This is a genomic window from Neotamlana laminarinivorans, from assembly GCF_020523925.1.
GTDB lineage: Bacteria > Bacteroidota > Bacteroidia > Flavobacteriales > Flavobacteriaceae > Neotamlana > Neotamlana laminarinivorans.
On sequence record NZ_JAJAPW010000003.1, the window covers coordinates 259,525 to 277,562 of the forward strand.

The 18,038-nt window shown below is 32.2% G+C and carries 16 protein-coding genes and 1 riboswitch; of the genes, 7 read left to right on the plus strand and 9 right to left on the minus strand.

The features are described from left to right. Positions 1-3 precede the first annotated feature (3 nt). Positions 4-1,461: a cardiolipin synthase gene (gene cls, locus LG649_RS07855; RefSeq protein WP_226543030.1), complete on the plus strand. Its 1,458-nt coding sequence runs from the start codon at positions 4-6 to the stop codon at positions 1,459-1,461. Positions 1,462-1,521: 60 nt separating this feature from the next. Here the strand turns inward: cls and LG649_RS07860 are convergent, their stop codons facing one another. Continuing rightward, positions 1,522-2,100 (minus strand): DUF2892 domain-containing protein, encoded by a 579-nt coding sequence (locus tag LG649_RS07860; protein ID WP_226543032.1) that lies wholly within the window; start codon positions 2,098-2,100, stop codon positions 1,522-1,524. 297 nt (positions 2,101-2,397) lie between these two features. Between LG649_RS07860 and rpmH the strand changes: the two genes are divergently transcribed. Beyond that, complete coding sequence (gene rpmH / locus LG649_RS07865) at positions 2,398-2,559, plus strand: 50S ribosomal protein L34 (protein ID WP_042244185.1); 162 nt, start codon at positions 2,398-2,400, stop codon at positions 2,557-2,559. Positions 2,560-2,671: 112 nt separating this feature from the next. Further along, entirely contained in the window at positions 2,672-5,524 is a 2,853-nt protein-coding gene (gene carB, locus LG649_RS07870) for a carbamoyl-phosphate synthase large subunit (RefSeq protein WP_226543040.1), read from the plus strand. Between the two features lie 42 nt (positions 5,525-5,566). Here the strand turns inward: carB and LG649_RS07875 are convergent, their stop codons facing one another. The 5 genes from LG649_RS07875 to LG649_RS07895 are packed head-to-tail and all read right to left on the minus strand — an operon-like array spanning position 5,567 to position 10,581. Then, complete coding sequence (locus LG649_RS07875; RefSeq protein ID WP_226543042.1) at positions 5,567-6,103, minus strand: acyl-CoA thioesterase; 537 nt, start codon at positions 6,101-6,103, stop codon at positions 5,567-5,569. 15 nt (positions 6,104-6,118) lie between these two features. Then, entirely contained in the window at positions 6,119-7,504 is a 1,386-nt protein-coding gene (rmuC, locus tag LG649_RS07880) for a DNA recombination protein RmuC (RefSeq protein ID WP_226543043.1), read from the minus strand. Positions 7,505-7,563: 59 nt separating this feature from the next. Next, on the minus strand, positions 7,564-8,358 hold the full coding sequence (locus LG649_RS07885) for an ABC transporter ATP-binding protein (protein WP_226543045.1): 795 nt from the start codon (positions 8,356-8,358) through the stop codon (positions 7,564-7,566). A gap of 51 nt (positions 8,359-8,409) precedes the next feature. Next, positions 8,410-9,441: a FecCD family ABC transporter permease gene (locus LG649_RS07890; protein WP_226543047.1), complete on the minus strand. Its 1,032-nt coding sequence runs from the start codon at positions 9,439-9,441 to the stop codon at positions 8,410-8,412. Next, on the minus strand, positions 9,442-10,581 hold the full coding sequence (locus tag LG649_RS07895; RefSeq protein ID WP_226543049.1) for an ABC transporter substrate-binding protein: 1,140 nt from the start codon (positions 10,579-10,581) through the stop codon (positions 9,442-9,444). An 86-nt stretch (positions 10,582-10,667) separates the two neighbouring features. On the opposite strand from LG649_RS07895, the gene LG649_RS07900 reads away from it, so the two are divergent. The 4 genes from LG649_RS07900 (at position 10,668) to LG649_RS07915 (ending at position 15,451) form a co-directional block, all read left to right on the plus strand. After that, positions 10,668-11,606: an ABC transporter substrate-binding protein gene (locus tag LG649_RS07900; RefSeq protein ID WP_226543051.1), complete on the plus strand. Its 939-nt coding sequence runs from the start codon at positions 10,668-10,670 to the stop codon at positions 11,604-11,606. A 10-nt stretch (positions 11,607-11,616) separates the two neighbouring features. Next, a riboswitch (cobalamin riboswitch) is annotated at positions 11,617-11,882 on the plus strand. A 34-nt stretch (positions 11,883-11,916) separates the two neighbouring features. Next, positions 11,917-13,788: a TonB-dependent receptor plug domain-containing protein gene (locus LG649_RS07905; RefSeq protein WP_226543053.1), complete on the plus strand. Its 1,872-nt coding sequence runs from the start codon at positions 11,917-11,919 to the stop codon at positions 13,786-13,788. 3 nt (positions 13,789-13,791) lie between these two features. Further along, complete coding sequence (locus tag LG649_RS07910; RefSeq protein WP_226543055.1) at positions 13,792-14,853, plus strand: YncE family protein; 1,062 nt, start codon at positions 13,792-13,794, stop codon at positions 14,851-14,853. Positions 14,854-14,881: 28 nt separating this feature from the next. Continuing rightward, positions 14,882-15,451, plus strand: coding sequence for a PAS domain-containing protein (locus tag LG649_RS07915; RefSeq protein ID WP_226543057.1), 570 nt, complete (start codon positions 14,882-14,884; stop codon positions 15,449-15,451). A 176-nt stretch (positions 15,452-15,627) separates the two neighbouring features. On the opposite strand, the gene LG649_RS07920 is transcribed toward LG649_RS07915, so the two are convergent. From LG649_RS07920 to LG649_RS16335, 3 genes are all read right to left on the minus strand, one after another. After that, entirely contained in the window at positions 15,628-16,338 is a 711-nt protein-coding gene (locus LG649_RS07920; RefSeq protein WP_226543059.1) for a Dph6-related ATP pyrophosphatase, read from the minus strand. Positions 16,339-16,342: 4 nt separating this feature from the next. Further along, positions 16,343-17,785, minus strand: a complete 1,443-nt coding sequence (locus LG649_RS07925; RefSeq protein WP_226543061.1) for a S41 family peptidase — start codon at positions 17,783-17,785, stop codon at positions 16,343-16,345. Between the two features lie 106 nt (positions 17,786-17,891). Beyond that, a complete protein-coding gene (locus LG649_RS16335; protein ID WP_262904483.1) occupies positions 17,892-18,020 on the minus strand; it encodes a hypothetical protein in 129 nt (42 codons plus the stop codon). Positions 18,021-18,038 lie beyond the last annotated feature (18 nt).

Sequence of the window (18,038 nt, forward strand, 5' to 3'; positions counted from 1 at the left end):
GGTATGTTTAAATTCATAGGAAATAATATTTGGCTTTTTTTAATTATACTTAATTATGTTATCGCTGTTTCTGCTGTAATAACAGTAATTTTAAAAAATTTAAATCCCACAAAAACACTATCATACATTGTTGTATTAGTGTTTTTTCCTTTTTTAGGCCCTTTGGTTTATTATCTTTTTGGGCAAGAATACCGGAAAAATAAAATTTTTAACAGGAAGTATGTTCTAAATAAAGCCGTAATAAAAGCAGTAAAAAAAGAACAAGCTTTTAGTAAGCAACAACTGCAAAAAGTTAATAATTATTTAGATGAAAAGGTAAAATTAGTAAAGCTGCTTCATAGTAATCAAAACGAGCCGTTAACTTTAAGAAATAATATTGATATTTTAAAAAACGGTGATGATAAGTTCAAGAAACTATTTGCCGATATAAAACAAGCAAAACATCATATTAATATTGAATATTATATAATTAAAGATGATGTAATAGGTTCAAAACTACTCAATTTATTATGCGAAAAAGCTAAAGAAGGTGTAATTGTTAGAATGAGTTATGATGATGTAGGAAGTAAAATTTCTAACAAAATGAAATCTAAACTTACTCATTGCGGTATAAAACACCATGCATTTATGCCCGTTTTATTACCTAAGTTTACAGGAAAGATGAATTATCGAAATCATCGAAAAATAGCAATTATAGATGGTGAAATTGGTTACGTTGGGGGTATAAATATAGGTGATGAATACGTAAATGCTAACAATAAAACATTTTGGCGCGATACACATTTAAGAATACAAGGTGAAGCGGTTAGGTCTTTACAAATTCATTTTTTATCTACATGGCATTTTGTTTCAAATGAGCGTATTGACGATTTTAAGTTGTTTTTTCCAGATTTAGAAGAAACAAATAAAAATGATGTAGGCTTACAAATAGCAGCCAGTGGGCCAGATACAGATTGGGCTAACATTATGGAGTTAACTCTAACAGCTATAATAACAGCAAGTGATTATGTATATATAACTACACCATATTTTGTGCCTAATGACGAAATGATTAAAGCCCTACAAATTGCATCAAAAAGTGGGGTAGACGTTAGGTTGCTAATTCCAGAAAAGTCAGACTCTTGGGTGGTAAAGCATGCATCAAATTCATACTTAGAAGGCTTGTTTAAAGCAGGGATAAAAGTATATAAATATCAAAAAGGCTTTATACATGCAAAAACTATGGTAGTTGACGATGTTTTTGCCATGGTTGGAACCTCTAATATGGATTATCGAAGTTTCAATATTAATTTTGAAATCAATTCGGTAATTTATGATAAAGTAAAAGCTAAAGAATTAAAATCTCATTTTCAACAAGATTTAGAAGACAGTAAAGTAGTAAATCCAGAGGTTTATATAAAACGTTCTAAATTCGATAAGTTAAAAGAATCATATTGCAGGCTTTGGTCTCCCTTAATATAAAAAAGCCTCAAAATTTTAAATTTTGAAGCTTTTATTTTTTAAGTTTTAAAACTAAACAGATTATCTCGAGCGCCTTTTTTGCGATCTTAACGAACCGCCAGCACCAAATTGTTGGTTTGGTCCAGAAGAGCGTTTCATGTTTTGTTTCATCATTTTAATTTGGTCGGTTAGCATACCTTGCTTGTCAAGCTTACTTGCCTCGTTAAGTAGTTTTTGTGCTTCCTGTTTTCTGCGTTTTGAAAAAGCAATACCAGCTAAATTTAATTTAGCCATAGCTAAATCGTGATCCATAGACAAACCTAATGAAATAGCTTTTTTAAAATATTTTTCAGCCTCAGTCATATTACTTTGCGAAACCATAATACCATGTAAATAATTGTAATATCCTTGTTGTTTTTTTACTAAAGCAGCTTCAGGTTTTTTAATTTTATTAAGCCACTTTTTAGCACCCTCAAAATCTTGTTTTCTTAATTTCAAAAAAGCAAGCAGAATAAATTCATTTTTAAAATAAAGAAAAACAAAAATTGAAGCTAATAAAATAAACATAATGCCATTACCAATGTAGCCCTCGGTAAATTGATAAATAGCATAAGCTAAAATCCCAGCAGCAATTATTAATTTTATAATTTTATTGTACATATAATGTTAGTTTTAGAATTTGAAAAAGCTCAAAATTAATCGAATTTTGCCTTTTTGTGATGTTTTAGGTTGCAAATAAACTAAATTTTTATGAAAAAAAACGCATCAATATTTGGTTTAAATCTTCTTAAAAGTCAATAATATAAAGGAAATAAATACTATTTTTGTTTTTGAAAAAAAATATTTAATTTTTTTATAAAAATGATTTGCAAAGTAATAAAGGCTTTGTATATTTGCCCTCGGTTTTTAAGATACCCAAATACAATAAAGTTTTTCAGAATTTAAAGATATAAGATAATGAGTAAGAGAACATTTCAGCCTTCTAAAAGAAAGAGAAGAAACAAACACGGTTTTAGAGAAAGAATGGCTTCTGCTAATGGTAGAAAAGTATTAGCACGTAGAAGAGCTAAAGGAAGAAAAAGATTATCTGTGTCATCTGAAACTAGACATAAGAAATAATGATTTACAATTGTTTATAAATTAAAGGTGTTGCTTAAGTGTAACGCCTTTTTTTATATCTCGTGATTATTATTTTTGTAAAAAAATATATTAACTCTACATATAAAGCAAAATGCCAAAGAATTCAAAACTAAAGTCGATACTAATTATTGGGTCTGGGCCAATTATAATTGGACAAGCCTGTGAATTTGATTATTCAGGATCACAAGCTTTAAGATCATTACGTGAAGATGGAATTGAGACTATTTTAATAAACTCAAATCCAGCAACAATTATGACCGATCCATCAATGGCCGATCATGTGTATTTATTACCATTAAATACAAAGTCAATAATTAAAATTTTAAAAGAACACCCTCAAATTGATGCCGTTTTACCCACTATGGGAGGTCAAACAGCATTAAATTTATGTATTCAAGCAGACGAAAAAGGTATTTGGGATGATTTTGGTGTTGAAATTATAGGTGTAGATATTGATGCGATAAACATTACTGAAGATAGAGAGCAGTTTAGAGATTTAATGGAAAAAATAGGTGTGCCAATGGCTCCTCAAGCTACAGCAACATCTTTTTTAAAGGGTAAAGAAATTGCTCAAAAATTTGGATTTCCATTATGTATTCGTTCTTCGTTTACTTTAGGTGGCGCTGGAGCTGCTATTGTTTATGAAGAAAAAGATTTTGATAAATTATTGCGTCATGGTTTAGAAATCTCTCCAATTCATGAGGTAATGATTGATAAAGCATTACTTGGCTGGAAAGAGTACGAGTTAGAGTTACTAAGAGATTCAAATGATAATGTTGTTATTATTTGTTCTATTGAAAATATGGACCCAATGGGTATTCATACAGGAGACTCTATTACAGTAGCCCCAGCCATGACTTTAAGCGATAGAACATACCAACGCATGCGTGATATGGCCATTCACATGATGCGCAGTATTGGTGATTTTGCAGGTGGTTGTAATGTGCAGTTTGCAGTATCTCCAGACGAAAAAGAAGATATTATTGCCATTGAAATTAACCCTCGTGTATCACGTTCTTCTGCATTAGCAAGTAAAGCAACCGGATATCCAATTGCTAAAATTGCTGCTAAATTAGCTTTAGGTTACCATCTAGATGAATTAAATAATCAAATTACAAAATCTACATCAGCTTTATTCGAGCCTACTTTAGATTATGTAATTGTAAAAATACCACGTTGGAATTTCGATAAGTTTGAAGGATCAGATCGAACTTTAGGCCTACAAATGAAAGCTGTAGGTGAAGTAATGGGTATTGGGCGTTCTTTTCAAGAAGCATTACACAAAGCCACACAATCTTTAGAAATTAAAAGAAATGGTTTAGGTGCTGATGGCAAAGAAAACACCAACTACGAACAAATTATTGAAAAGCTTACTCATGCCTCTTGGGATCGTGTATTTACAATATACGATGCCATAAAAATGGGAATTCCTTTAAGTAGAATTTTTGAAATCACTAAAATTGATATGTGGTTCTTAAAGCAATACGAAGAACTATATTTCTTGGAAAAAGAGATTTCTACATTTAAAATAGATTCAATAGATAAAGAATTATTACTTGAAGCTAAACAAAAAGGATATGGCGATAGGCAAATTGCACATATGCTTGGATGTTTAGAAAGTGAAGTTTACAATAAGCGTGAAGAATTAGGCATCAATAGAGTTTATAAGTTAGTTGATACTTGTGCTGCCGAATTTGAAGCAAAAACACCTTATTATTATTCAACGTTTGAAAGTGATATGGAAACTGCTGATGGTAAACGTTACGCGCATAACGAAAGTGTAGTTTCAGATAAAAAGAAAATAATAGTTTTAGGTTCTGGACCAAACCGAATTGGGCAAGGTATAGAGTTCGATTACTGTTGTGTGCATGGAGTTTACGCAGCCAAAGAGTGTGGTTACGAAACTATTATGATTAACTGTAACCCAGAAACAGTTTCTACAGATTTTGATACAGCCGATAAATTATATTTCGAGCCTGTATTCTGGGAGCACATCTACGATATTATTAAACATGAAAAACCAGAAGGTGTAATTGTACAGTTAGGTGGGCAAACAGCTCTTAAACTTGCAGAAAAACTTTCAAGATACGGTGTTAAAATTATAGGAACTAGTTTTGAGTCTTTAGATTTAGCAGAAGACAGAGGAAGTTTTTCAACATTATTAAAAGAAAACAATATACCTTATCCACAATTTGATACAGCCGAAACAGCAGATGAAGCCCTAGCAGTAGCTAAAGAGTTAGATTTTCCAATTCTGGTAAGGCCATCTTATGTATTAGGAGGTCAAGGGATGAAAATTGTAATTAACGAAAAAGAACTAGAGAAGCACGTTGTAAGCTTGCTACAAAGTATACCTAATAATAAATTACTTCTAGATCATTATTTAGAAGGCGCAATTGAAGCTGAAGCTGATGCCATTTGCGATGGCGAAGAAGTTTACATTATTGGTATAATGGAGCATATTGAGCCTTGTGGAATTCACTCTGGCGATAGTAACTCGACATTGCCACCGTTTAACTTAGGTGAGTTTGTTTTACAGCAAATTAAAGATCATACCAAGAAAATTGCATTAGCATTAAATACAGTTGGTTTAATTAACATACAGTTTGCAGTAAAAGACGATACGGTTTATATTATTGAAGCTAACCCAAGAGCTTCTAGAACAGTGCCGTTTATAGCAAAAGCTTATGGCGAACCGTACGTTAATTATGCAACCAAATTAATGTTAGGTGAAAAGAAAATTAAAGATTTTACTTTTAACCCACAACTTGAAGGTTATGCTATAAAACAACCTGTATTCTCGTTTAACAAATTTCCGAATGTAGATAAAACTTTAGGGCCAGAAATGAAAAGTACAGGAGAAAGTATTTTGTTTATTGATAGCTTAAAAGATGATGCTTTTTACGATTTATATTCTAGACGTAAAATGTATTTAAGTAAATAAAAATCATATTTATAAAAAAAGCCGCTTTTTAAGCGGCTTTTTTTATAAATCAATCATAACGTTATGTTGTTTAACAATCTCTAAATAATCATCAATTTTAAATTGTGTAGAATTATATTTTGATGTTCTGTGTTTAGATTGTTCTTGTCTAGCAATACTTCTAGCAAAACGCCTAACACTATCTACGGTGTTTAAAATTATACCAGGAACTTTAGCGTTATTACCGTTTGCATCTTTAGCAACCATAGTAAAGTAAGATGAGTTACAGTGTTTTTTTTCACCACTTTGTATATTCTCAGATTCTACACGTAAACCAACTACCATTGAAGTGTTTCCGGTAAAATTAACCGATGCTTTTAAGGTTACTAATTCGCCAACTTCAATAGGATTTAAAAAATCTACACGATTTACCGATGCCGTTACACAGTAATGGCCAGAATGTTTTGAGGCACAAGCAAAAGCAATTTGATCCATTAAATTTAAAATATGCCCACCATGAATTTTACCACTAAAATTGGAGTGCGATGGTAGCATTAATTCTGTTATAGATACTTGAGAGTCTTCAATGTTTTTAAACATATGTAAATGGGTTTTTTAGTCCTCGTCTTGAGCACGTTTTATAATAGCTTCTGGAAGTGCTTTTTTAGCTTTTGCTCCCATTTTTTTAAGTTTTTCTACGCTGGTAATTAAGTTTCCTCGACCTTCAACTAATTTATTCATGGCCGCAGAATAATCGGTTTTTGCAGCATCAATTTTTTTACCAACCCCAGTTAAATCTTTTACAAGACCTTCAAATTTATCGTAGAGTGCTCCAGCTTGTCTAGCAATCTCAATGGCGTTTTGTTGTTGCTTTTCGTTGGTCCACATGCTATCAATGGTTCTTAATGTAGCAAGTAATGTAGACGGAGTTACAATAACAATGTTTTTTTCAAAAGCTTTGTTGTAAATAGTATTGTCTTCGTTTACAACAACAGCAAAAGCAGGTTCAATTGGTATAAACATGAGTACAAAATCAGGCGATTCCATGTTGTATAAATCCTGATAGTTTTTTTCAGAAAGTTGATCTACATGGCGTTTTACCGAATTTACATGCGCTTTTAAAAAGGATAACTTGTCGTCATCATCGGCATTTACAAAACGTTCGTAATCGGTTAACGACACTTTACTGTCAATTATCATTTTTTTGCCATCGGGTAAATGCAAAACCACATCGGGCATGACACGCGAATTATCTTCTCTGGTAAAACTTTGTTGTACAAAATATTCGCGGTCTTTTTCTAAACCAGATTTTTCTAAAACACGCTCTAAAACTAATTCGCCCCAATTTCCTTGCATTTTGCTATCGCCTTTTAGTGCTCGGGTAAGGTTGGTAGCCTCTTTTGTCATTTGCTGGTTTAGGTCTTTTAAACCTATTAATTGTTCTTTTAAGGCCGAATGCATACTAATGCTTTCCTTTTGTGTTAAATCAACCTTTTCTTCAAACGTTTTTATTTTTTCCTGTAACGGACTTAAAATATTTTTTATGTTTTCTTTATTCTGAATGGTAAATTTTTCAGATTTTTCATCTAGAATTTTAGTAGCTAAAAGTTCAAAATCCTTACGGAGTTGTTCTTGACGTTCTTCGAGTTCTTTATCACGTTTAAGGTTTTGTTGTTGTAGGTTTTCAAACTCCGAGTTTCTTCTAGCGAGTTCGGTGTTTAAAAAATCTTTTTCACGCCTAATATCTTCGCGTTCTTTTTCAATTTTGGTTAGGGTTTCTTTTAACTCGTTTATTTTTTGTTCAAAATTGATGTTTTGCTTTTCGTTTTCGGTGGCATGCAATGTTTTTAAGTCTTCAATTTGAAGCTGTAAGTTACTATTACGCTCTTCTAAAGTGCTTTTTTCGGTTTTACTTTTAAGTTTAGCAATGGTTACACCAATATACCCACCAACTAAGGCAGAAACTAAAATAGCTAGAATAAGAATTAAGCTGTCGTTCATTTAAAATTTAGATTTTATCAAATATAATTTTTTATGAAGAAATGTCCTTAAGTAAAGTTCTATTTCTTCACTTTAAAACTACCTGTAATTTCATCAAAAGCAATTAAATCATCAGGGAAAAGTGTGTTGAATACACCTTGTTCAATTAAATTACAAGGCGAATCAAAATTAATTTCGTTAGTATTCATTACAATCATTTTATCACATAATTGAATAGCTAAATCTATTTCGTGAGAAGAAAAAAGAATGGTTTTGTTGGTAGTTGTTGCTAGTTTTTGAAGCAATTTTAAAATATAAGCTTTGTGATACATGTCTAGATGTGTAGTTGGTTCATCTAAAATTATAAGGCTTGTATCTTGGGCTAAAGCGCGTGCAATCATTACTTTTTGTAGTTGTCCGTCGCTAAGCTCAAAGCATTTTTTGTGTTTTAGCTCTTCAATATTAATAATTTGTATGGCGTGGTTAACCGTTTTTAAATCTTGTTGTGTTAAGTTACCAACCCAATTTGTGTAAGGTTGCCTACCAAGAGTTATTAACTCGAAAACGGATAGATTTTTAGCGACTAAAGGTTCGGTTAAAACAACGCTTAGTAATTTTGATAGTTCTAAATTAGAACATTTATTTAGGTTTTTGTTTTCAATAAAAATGCTTCCGCTAAGAGTCGTAATATTTTTAGTTAATGTTTTTAATAACGTAGATTTTCCAATACCATTAGCACCAACTAAACCAATAAGTTGTCCTTTTTCAAGCTGAATATTGATGTTTTTAGCAACACAAACCTGATCTTTTTTGGTTTTGTAACCAACAGAAAGGTTTTCAGTTTTAAGAATGATATGTTTATGGTCTTCTTTCATCTATTAAATGTCACATTATCGCTTTTAAATTTATGTTTTAAGCATTAGTTTTTAAAACACCATTTTTCGTTTTCTTACAAGTAACCAAATTACAACAGGTGCTCCAACTAGGCAAGTTATAGCATTAATAGGTAAAGTGTATTCTAAACCTGGTAGTTGAGCGATAGTATCGCATATAAGCATAATTATGCTGCCTAATAAAAATACAGCAGGTAATAATATTTTATGGTTTGAGGTGGTAAATATTTGTCGTGTTATATGCGGAATAGCTAAACCAATAAAAGCAATTGGGCCAGCAAAAGCGGTAATAGTTCCAGCTAATAAACTTGTGGCAATTATTATAGTTAGTCTTGTTTTTTTTAGGTTTAGTCCTAAGCTTTTAGCATAATTATCGCCTAATAATAAAGTGTTTAAGGCTTTAATTGAAGTTAAGCTTAAAAGTAACCCAATACAATATATTATTGAAAAAATCACTAATTCTTGCCACGATAAATTACCCAGCGAGCCAAATCTCCAAAACACAAATTGTTGCAGTTCTTCGGCTGTAGAGAAGTAGGTGAGAACACTAATTATAGCGGCAGTTATGCTTCCAAACATAAGACCAATAATTAATAAAGCCATAGTGTCTCTTACTTTAGTTGAAACAATTAAAACGGTAAGTAGTACTAAAAAACTACCCAAACTAGCAGCAATAACAATACTCCATTTCGATATTAAAACACCAGCCATAACACCTCCAAAAAACGAAGCGCCCATAATAGCTAGAGCCACGCCTAAACTTGCTCCAGAAGTTATACCTAATACAAATGGGCCAGCTAAAGGATTTTTAAATAAGGTTTGCATAAGTAAGCCCGAAACACCTAACCCTGAACCAACTATTATAGCGGTTAGTGCTTTAGGTAATCGGTAGTTGATTACTATAAATTCCCAAGAAGTATTTTCTGGAGCTTGCCCCGTTACAATACCAAAAATGGATTTTAAAGGAATTAAAACCGAACCCAAACTAATATTTATAATAAAGCAAAGAATAAGTACTAAAGTAAGTACTAAAAATGAGGTTTTATATGCTGCGTGCTGTTGCAATTAATTTAACGGTTTAAAAAAGTAAAGTTCGTAGTTTGGTAAAACTTCCGGGTGTGCAATTTTAATAATATCTTTTAAAACTAAATCTGGACGAAGTGGCCCAAGCTCAAAATATATTAAGCCACCGGTTTCACTTATTTGTTTTGTGTAGCTATAAATGTTATTGTTTTTGTAAGCATTAAAAAAAGTATAACCATTGTATTGGCTTTCCATTTCGGTTTTATTGTTAAAAAGTCCAGCTCCAATCCATAAATTAGCCGTTTTTGCTTTTTCAAGTACGTTTTCTAAGTTAAGTTGTAAACTGCCGGTAGAGGTGTTGTTTTTCCAAATATAATTTGTGTTGGCATCTTCTAAAAATTTAGCCATAAAACTTTGCCCTCCAGGAACATTCCAAATGTCTTTAAACATCGATCCAGAGAAAACTGTGGGTTGTTTCGTGGTGTTGGCGGCGAGTTGTTTCACCTTTAAATAATCGGCTTCTATAGCTTCAAATATAGTTTTTGCTTCGTCATCTTTATTAAAAAATGCCGCGATAAATTTTATCCATTCAGCTCTGCCAAGAGGATGATTTTCGGTCCAAGCGCCATCAATTACAACCGGAATATTAAAGCGTTCAATTTGGTTTAAACTTTTATTATTTCCGTTAACGGAGTGCCCAATAACTAAATCGGGTTGTAAGGCTAGAAGCAATTCCGTATTAATGTCAACTTCACTGTTTAAATCTTTTACAAGGCCTTGTTCAATGCGTGTTCTGGTTTTTTTCGAAGAAATAAAATTAGTGTTCGGGAAACCTACTAATTTGTCCTCAACACCTAGAAATTCTAAAGCAGGAACATTCGTGGTAGATGTTACAACTAGTTTGTTAATAGGTGTTTTTATAACCGTTTTGTTTTTTAAAGCTTCAGGAATGGTTTCATTTTTATTTACCAAATAATAAGTGAATGTTTTATTGCTATTTGGCCAAGGCGATGTAACAGTAAGCGTTTTATATGTGTCGTGATTTTCAATAGTAAAACCTTTGGCGTATGTTACGTTTTTGGTTTGTTCTAATTTTGCTTTTTGCGCATTCGTTTTTGTGCTGTTTTCTTTACAGGAAAATAACATAAATGTGCTTAAAAGCGTTAAAAAATATAATCGCATAACTGTCGTTTCGAAAATCAAAGGTCTTTAATTTTTTTTAATTACTACTTTAAAACTACGTATTTTCGCTATTAAAACTATAGAATATGAAAGTGTCTTCGTTTATGCCTGCAGTAACCCAAATGATTTATGATATGGGTTTACAAGATGATTTACAAGGTGTTACTTTTGAGTGTCCTACGGAAGCATTGCAAGAAAAGCAAGTGGCTGTACGATACAAATTAGAAGGAAAAACATTAACAAGCGAAGAAATAAATACCATTTTTTCTGAAACTAAAGCCGCTGGAGAAACTTTATACTATGTTGATGAAGCTGTATTAGAAACCATAGCTCCAGACATTATTTTTACACAAGATGTTTGTGATGTTTGCCAAATAGACACCGAATGTGTGGCGGCTTCGGCATACAAATTACCTAAACTTCCTGAGCTAATTTCTATTACTCCAAATAGTTTAAATGATGTTTTTGATAATGCTTTAACCATTGCCAAAGCCATGAATAACGAAGCTGTTGGTTTAAAATATGTAGAAGGTTTAAAACAGCGTATTTACAATATAGTTGATAAGCAAAGAGCGTTAAAAATACAATCTAAAAGTGTGGCTTTATTAGAATGGATAGATCCTATTTTTAATTGTGGACATTGGATTCCGCACCAAATTGGTTATGCTGGAGGTATAGATTTGTTATCGCATCCGTCGGGCGATAGCATTGTTATTCCTTTTGATAAAATTGTAAAATACAATCCAGAAGTTATAATAATAGCGCCTTGTGGTTACACTACAGCGCGTACTTTACAAGATATGCACTTTTTAGAAAAACAACCGGAATGGGACAACTTAAGAGCTGTTAAAAATAAACAAGTTTATATTGCCGATTTCGATATGTTTACACAATCTTCTGCAGGAACATTGGTAAATGGTATAGAATGTTTAGCAGTTATGATTCATCCAGAATATTTTGAAGCACCACAGCATTTAGCCTCAAAATTTTGTAATTATAATGTGTTAAAATCGCATAAATCATAAAAAATACAATACATTTGTGCCGAATTTTGGTTCGACATAGTATGAGATCCCAAAACAAGTTTGGGACGACTACGTCGATTAAAAGGGAATCTGGTTAAAATCCAGAGCTGTTCCCGCAACTGTAAGTTTATGCCAATGTCACCCTGAGCGCTGTCGAAGGGGAGTATTGGTGCCTCACCAAGAGGGTGTTATTTACTTCAAACCACTGGTTTTTTTACTGGGAAGGTTAAATAGCATAAAATAAGTCAGGAGACCTGCCAAATTTCATAATTAATTAATAAAACTTTCGGGATAAAAGTTTAATAATTTTATGAAACACAAAGCACTCTTTTTAGTTGCAAGTATTTTTAGCACCCTAAGTTTTGCTCAAAGCGATAGTTTGGTTAATCGTTTGGAGGAAGTTGTGGTTACTGCCGATACAAAATTGCAGGTTCACTCTGTTGGTTACAAAGTAGAGCGCTTAACCGATTCTGTAATTTTAAAAAATACCGAGTCGTTTACCAATTTACTTAGGTTTAATACACCAATTTATTTACGTGAATACGGTTCGGGAGGAACAAGTTCGGCAAGTTTTAGGGGCACAAGTTCATCAAATACAGCTGTAATTTGGAATGGTATAAATATAAATTCTGTAAATAGTGGGCAAACAGGTTTTAACAGTTTAACGGTAACTTTGTTTGATGGTATAAATGTGAGAAGCGGTGGTGGAAGCATTGAGTACGGCTCAGGAGCTATTGGTGGCACTATTCACTTAAACGATAATTTAAAGTTTACCCAAAATAAAAGGTTTAAAAACCACACATTATTTTCGGTTGGAAGTTACAATACTTACCAAGGGTTACACAAACTAAAGTTTTCTAATAAAAAAATAGTAATTAGCGCAGGTGCATCGTACAATAGTTCAAATAACGATTATCCTTGGTTAAACACCGATTATAAAAATACAAACGGTGCTTATAGTAATTTAGCTTTAAATTTTAGTGGTTCATTTTATTTAAATAAACAATCGCAACTTAATTTTTATACAGCTAATTATAGAGGAGAACGTTTTTTTTCTGGCGAATTACCCAATCCAACTACGGCAAACGACAAGTATCAAGATTTTAGTAATAGAAATTTACTAGTTTACACCAACAAGGGTGTTGCATTTAATCATGAAGCAAAACTAGCTTACCTAACACAAGAGTATCGCTATTTTGCCGATAAAAACTCCAGTAACTTTAATTTTGGTAAGTCTAAACGCATGCTGGTAAACTATAATTTAAAGTATAGTTTTAATAAAATAAGGGCAAGTATAACGTCGTTTTCAGAGTTTGAAAATATTTACGGAAGTACAGATCAAATTTCCGAACAAAATCGTAGGCAGTTTTCACAATCTGTAGTTTACAATCAAAATCTTCAGCAAAAAATAGCTTTTGAAGCTAAAATTAGAAAAGATTTTAACACCGACTATTCAGTGCCCTTTACTTATGCTTTGGGAATAAATTACAAAGTCCATTCATCATGGTTTTTAAGAGTTAATGGATCAAAGAATTACAGAGTGCCAACTTATAACGATTTGTACTGGCCAGGACAAGGTAATCTAGATTTAATTCCCGAAATCGCTGCACAAGGTGAATTAGGCTTAGGTTTTAAAAACAATAAATTTTCTGCCGATTTAGGAGTGTTTTACATTGCTACAAAGGATAAAATAGTTTGGACACCAAATGGCGATGAAGACAGGCCAGGTGTTTGGGTGCCTATAAATCTATCAGAAGTAAATAATAAAGGAGCCGAATTAGCTTTAAGTTATAACGGAACATTTCACAATCATAAGCTTCAATTTAACCTTAATTACAGTTATACCGAAGCTATAGATGCTTCAACAAATAAGCAAACTATTTACACGCCAAAACACTTGCTAAATTTTAATTTATCCTACAACTACAAACGTTTTTTAGGTTTTTATCAGCAGTTATATAATGGTAAAGTTTATACTACCGCGAGTAATTCCGAAGATTTTATTGTTCCAGATTATGCCATAGCTAATGCAGGAATAAATTTTAAAATATTACATACAAATGCAAACACATTACAATTGGGCGTTAAAGTAAATAACCTGTTTAATAAATATTATGTAATACAACCTAGGCGACCAATGCCAAACAGAAATTTTAATATAAACGTTAACTATACATTTTAAATTATGAAAATTAATAAATTACTAACTTCAATTTTTATTTTAAGCATTTTATGCTTCACGTCTTGTAGTGAAGACGATACAGATTCTGAGCCAAGAGGCGATTACGAAAATGGTATTTTAATTAGCGGCGAAGGAAGCAAAAGTACAGGAACAGGTTCGGTTTCTTTTGTTTCAAACGATTTTACTGTAGCCGAAAATTTAATTTACAAAACAGTAAATAATGTAGAACTAGGAACATATTTACAATCGATGGCTTTTGATGATGATAATGCTTATTTAGTTGTAGATGATGCCAATACAGTTACGGTTGTAGACAGATATACTTTTGAATATAAAGGTGAAATATCTACCGATTTAGAATTACCAAGATTCATGGTGGTTTCAGATAATAAAGGGTATGTAACCAACTGGGGGAGCACTTCTGATGATACAGATGATTTTGTAGCTGTAATAGATTTAAGTACGTACACCATAGAAAAAACAATTAGTGTAGGTAACGGGCCAGAACGAATTGTAGCGCATAATGGTAAATTATACGTGTCGCATAAAGGCGCTTATACAACCAATAATATTGTGTCGGTTATAACTATTGCAGATGATAATGTTGAAGAAATTACTGTTGGATATAAACCAGATGAAATGTTTTTAGATAACGATGGTGCTTTGGTTGTTTTATGTGGAGGAAATGAGTCTTGGACTGGAGATGAAACTGAAGCATCTATTACTAAAATTGATATAAGTGATAATTCTATTACTTCTACTTTAAGTTTTGAAGAAGGAGAACATCCATCATTAATGGTGTTAGATGATAATACTATTTATTATGAACTTGATGGGGGAGTATTTAATGTAATTAGTGATGCTTCAAGTTTACCTGAAACACCAATCATTGAATTGGAAACAACTTTTACCTATGGTATTGCTGTAAAGGATAATAATTTATTCATTACTGATGCAGAAAAATTTGCCGATTTAGCAAAACTTAATGTTTATGATTTAACTACAAAAGAAATAATTAGCACACATTCTGTAGCTCTTGGTGCATCAAAAATTTATTTTAATTAAACTTCGTTTTCCGAAATTTTCTTTTAAAATGAAACATGCTTTAAATAAAATGCTAGCTCTAGATTTGTTTTTGTCTACGTTAAATGAAGCTGATTATAAAGCCACAATGCACAGTATACAGCCAGATTTGTCAGTTAGTGTGCCACTGATTAGTTGGGATATAATTAGCCAACAGCGAGGTATTCATTTAAATGCAATTGAACGCACACAGGATATAAATAAAGTTAAAGATTTAGCTAAAAAATTACATTGGGAAAATAATATTGATGCCATTTTTAAGGAAGAACTTTTTGAAGCAATAGTTATAACCGATTTACAGCAACGTATTGTTTGGGTAAACAAGGGGTTTACTGCAATGACGGGTTATAGTAAACTAGAAGCATTAAATAAAACACCAAAATTTTTACAAGGGCCAGAAACAGATGTAAAGACTAAGCAAAGCATAAATAAGCAATTACAAAAATGTAAACCTTTTAAAGAAGTGGTAACAAATTATAAAAAAAATGGAACTACTTATAAATGCGAAATAAAAATTTTTCCTTTAAAGACTTATACTGAAGAAACTCATTTTGTGGCTTTAGAGCGAAAAGTGAGTTAGTTTATTAAATATATTTTGATATTAAAACTAGTTTTTGTAAGTTAATTACTTTAATTTTACGTATAAAGTAATAATAATACCACGCTGAATTGTTTTACTACAAACAACCAGTATTTGTTTAGCCTTGGGTGAGAGACAAGGTTAAACCAAAAAGACCACCAAAGGGTGGTCTTTTTTTATGGTACTAAATCGCAATACCAAACACCATAGTTATCGGCGTTACAAACCGAATTATTAGTTTTAGGTTGCTGGTACTCTCGATAAACTTTTTCTCCAATACTAAATTGTACAGGTTGTTTAAAAATAGGACCATCAAAGCAAAACGTATGAAATTCACCGTTTTCTCCGCAAGGGTCTACACCGTTGGGTAAATTATCTATAAAATGTTTATCTATTATTGTGCCTACAAAATCCTCATTAAAAAACTTAGAGTTAGCACAAACTATAATGGTTTTAAAACCTAAATCTAAAAATTCGTTTAAAAGTGTTTTAGTATCCCGTTTCCAGATAGGAAAAACGGCCTTAAAATTTAGTTTTGCTAATTGGTTTTCGCGATAATCTCTTAAATCTTCTAAAAAAATATCGCCAAAAGCGCTATGTGTAAAACCATTATTTTTTAATGTGTTTAAAGATTCTGTGATTTTTTGCTCATAAATTTCCATGCTAGGCATTTCAGGTAGCTCTATTAAATTTGAAGAAATACCTATGGCTTGGGTTTGTTGTATTAAAAGTTCGGTTTTTAATCCGTGCATAGACACACGGTTGTAATGGCTGTTTACGGTGGTTATTAATTTTTCGACACTGTAATTTTTGTTTTGCAGTAAATAATACAAAGCCAAAGCAGAGTCTTTACCAGAACTCCAGTTAAAGTATGTTTTATGTTTCAAAGTGTTAGTCTATAATCATTCCACCTTCAAAGGTATTGTTATTAATATCTTTAATTGGAGTTAAAGGCGGTATGTTGCTATTATTACTTTTTATTGCAATTACTTTATTCATAGAGTTTTCAATGTCAGCTAAAGCAATGGCAAGCATAGGTTCGTTTTCATCTCCAAACGAGCCATAATTATATGGGTTTTCGGTATACTCAAAGCCAGAAGTAGGCTCTAAACCAGAACTAGGAACAGCTACGTCGTTTACATTTACACCATTAGCAACAAGCGGTTGCATAGCGTAAGTGTGATTTTGGTTAGCCCCTGTTCTATCAAAATCTGCAGAATCGTAAATGGTAATTGAACCTTGTGTTTTACCTACAGTCTTACTACCAATATGTATTACTTCTATGTAAGGCGCTAAACCATTTATTAAACCTTCGCTAGCAGAAGCAGACCTATCGGTTGCTAGGATATATACTTTACTTAGGTTAAGGCTATTTATTGTACTACCGTCATCTAGCTGAGTTGAAAACGAGTAATTATTATTAGTAAAATTATCGTTATAGACAAGTTTTTGAAATACCTCTCCAGTAAATTGACCAGTAATCATACTTGCTAAAAAAGTTTCTGTACTAACTCTACCACCAGGGTTATAGCGTAAATCTAAAACCAGTTGTTGCACATTATTGGCTTTAAATTCGGCAAAAGCTTCGTTTAGTTCGTTATTAAAATCGTAGGTGAAGCCATTGTATAGTAAATACCCAACATTTTGGCCTCCAACGGTTAATATTTTTGTAGTATGAACAGGGTTTTCGGTATATGTGCTTTTTGTTAACGCAATATTTTCGTTAGCATCTGCAATATAGTCATCACTTGTATCGTCTGGTGTGTTGTTGTCGTTATATGTTCCTAGATTTATGGTGTAACTGTCTTGATTTAGCAAATCTATGTAGTTTGATGTTGTTAAGACGTTACCGTCTACTCCATAAATTATATCGCCACGTTCTACGCCGTTTAGCTCTGCATCTGTATTTGGTAAAACAAGACGCACGGCACCAATAATATTTGTAGAGCTATTTGGAGCATAATATGGAGAGAATTCCATGCCGTTTGTATTGGTTATTCCACTAAAACTGGCTTCTAGTGCAATGTAATCGTCGGTTATCCAACTGAAGAGATCGATGTTTTTGCGATCGTAAATTAGGTTTTCGAATAAGGCTTCAGGCGAATCGAAACTTTCTAGGTATGTTACATAGTCATCGTTAGAGGTAAATCGGTCGTTTGCTAAATCTGGGATATTTTCTTTATATAGGTAGAAAACATTCATGCCTTTCCAGACAAAATCTTTTACTTCTTGTGAAACTGCATCGGGATTGGTAACATCGTCGCCATCTTCGAAACAACTTGTTGCTAAAATTAAAATGGCAAATAGAAGTAAAGCGAGTTTTAAGTGTTTCATTACTATTGTTTTTCTTGTTAGTCTGTAAACTTTAAAAGTATTTACAATATTGTGTAATTTAAAATTTATTTAATAAAAATGAAGCACCTGACTTTGGAATGTTAAATTATAAACCATTTAAACGAAAACTTTGGCTAGCACTCGCGTAAGGGATTGAAGCGGTATCCTTTTTTGAGGCACGAGAAAAAGATTTAGCGTAAAGCCCGACCACGCCACAAAGCGTGGTTACGCCCATATTTTATTTTTTTTAGAT

What these genes read in the sequence shown, in the direction of transcription:
- cls (WP_226543030.1), top strand. Translation starts at nt 4, where the DNA reads ATGTTTAAATTCATAGGAAATAATATTTGGCTTTTTTTAATTATACTT.
- LG649_RS07860 (WP_226543032.1), bottom strand. Translation starts at nt 2,100, where the DNA reads ATGTACAATAAAATTATAAAATTAATAATTGCTGCTGGGATTTTAGCT.
- rpmH (WP_042244185.1), top strand. Translation starts at nt 2,398, where the DNA reads ATGAGTAAGAGAACATTTCAGCCTTCTAAAAGAAAGAGAAGAAACAAA.
- carB (WP_226543040.1), top strand. Translation starts at nt 2,672, where the DNA reads ATGCCAAAGAATTCAAAACTAAAGTCGATACTAATTATTGGGTCTGGG.
- LG649_RS07875 (WP_226543042.1), bottom strand. Translation starts at nt 6,103, where the DNA reads ATGTTTAAAAACATTGAAGACTCTCAAGTATCTATAACAGAATTAATG.
- rmuC (WP_226543043.1), bottom strand. Translation starts at nt 7,504, where the DNA reads ATGAACGACAGCTTAATTCTTATTCTAGCTATTTTAGTTTCTGCCTTA.
- LG649_RS07885 (WP_226543045.1), bottom strand. Translation starts at nt 8,358, where the DNA reads ATGAAAGAAGACCATAAACATATCATTCTTAAAACTGAAAACCTTTCT.
- LG649_RS07895 (WP_226543049.1), bottom strand. Translation starts at nt 10,581, where the DNA reads ATGCGATTATATTTTTTAACGCTTTTAAGCACATTTATGTTATTTTCC.
- LG649_RS07900 (WP_226543051.1), top strand. Translation starts at nt 10,668, where the DNA reads ATGAAAGTGTCTTCGTTTATGCCTGCAGTAACCCAAATGATTTATGAT.
- LG649_RS07905 (WP_226543053.1), top strand. Translation starts at nt 11,917, where the DNA reads ATGAAACACAAAGCACTCTTTTTAGTTGCAAGTATTTTTAGCACCCTA.
- LG649_RS07910 (WP_226543055.1), top strand. Translation starts at nt 13,792, where the DNA reads ATGAAAATTAATAAATTACTAACTTCAATTTTTATTTTAAGCATTTTA.
- LG649_RS07915 (WP_226543057.1), top strand. Translation starts at nt 14,882, where the DNA reads ATGAAACATGCTTTAAATAAAATGCTAGCTCTAGATTTGTTTTTGTCT.
- LG649_RS07925 (WP_226543061.1), bottom strand. Translation starts at nt 17,785, where the DNA reads ATGAAACACTTAAAACTCGCTTTACTTCTATTTGCCATTTTAATTTTA.
- LG649_RS16335 (WP_262904483.1), bottom strand. Translation starts at nt 18,020, where the DNA reads ATGGGCGTAACCACGCTTTGTGGCGTGGTCGGGCTTTACGCTAAATCT.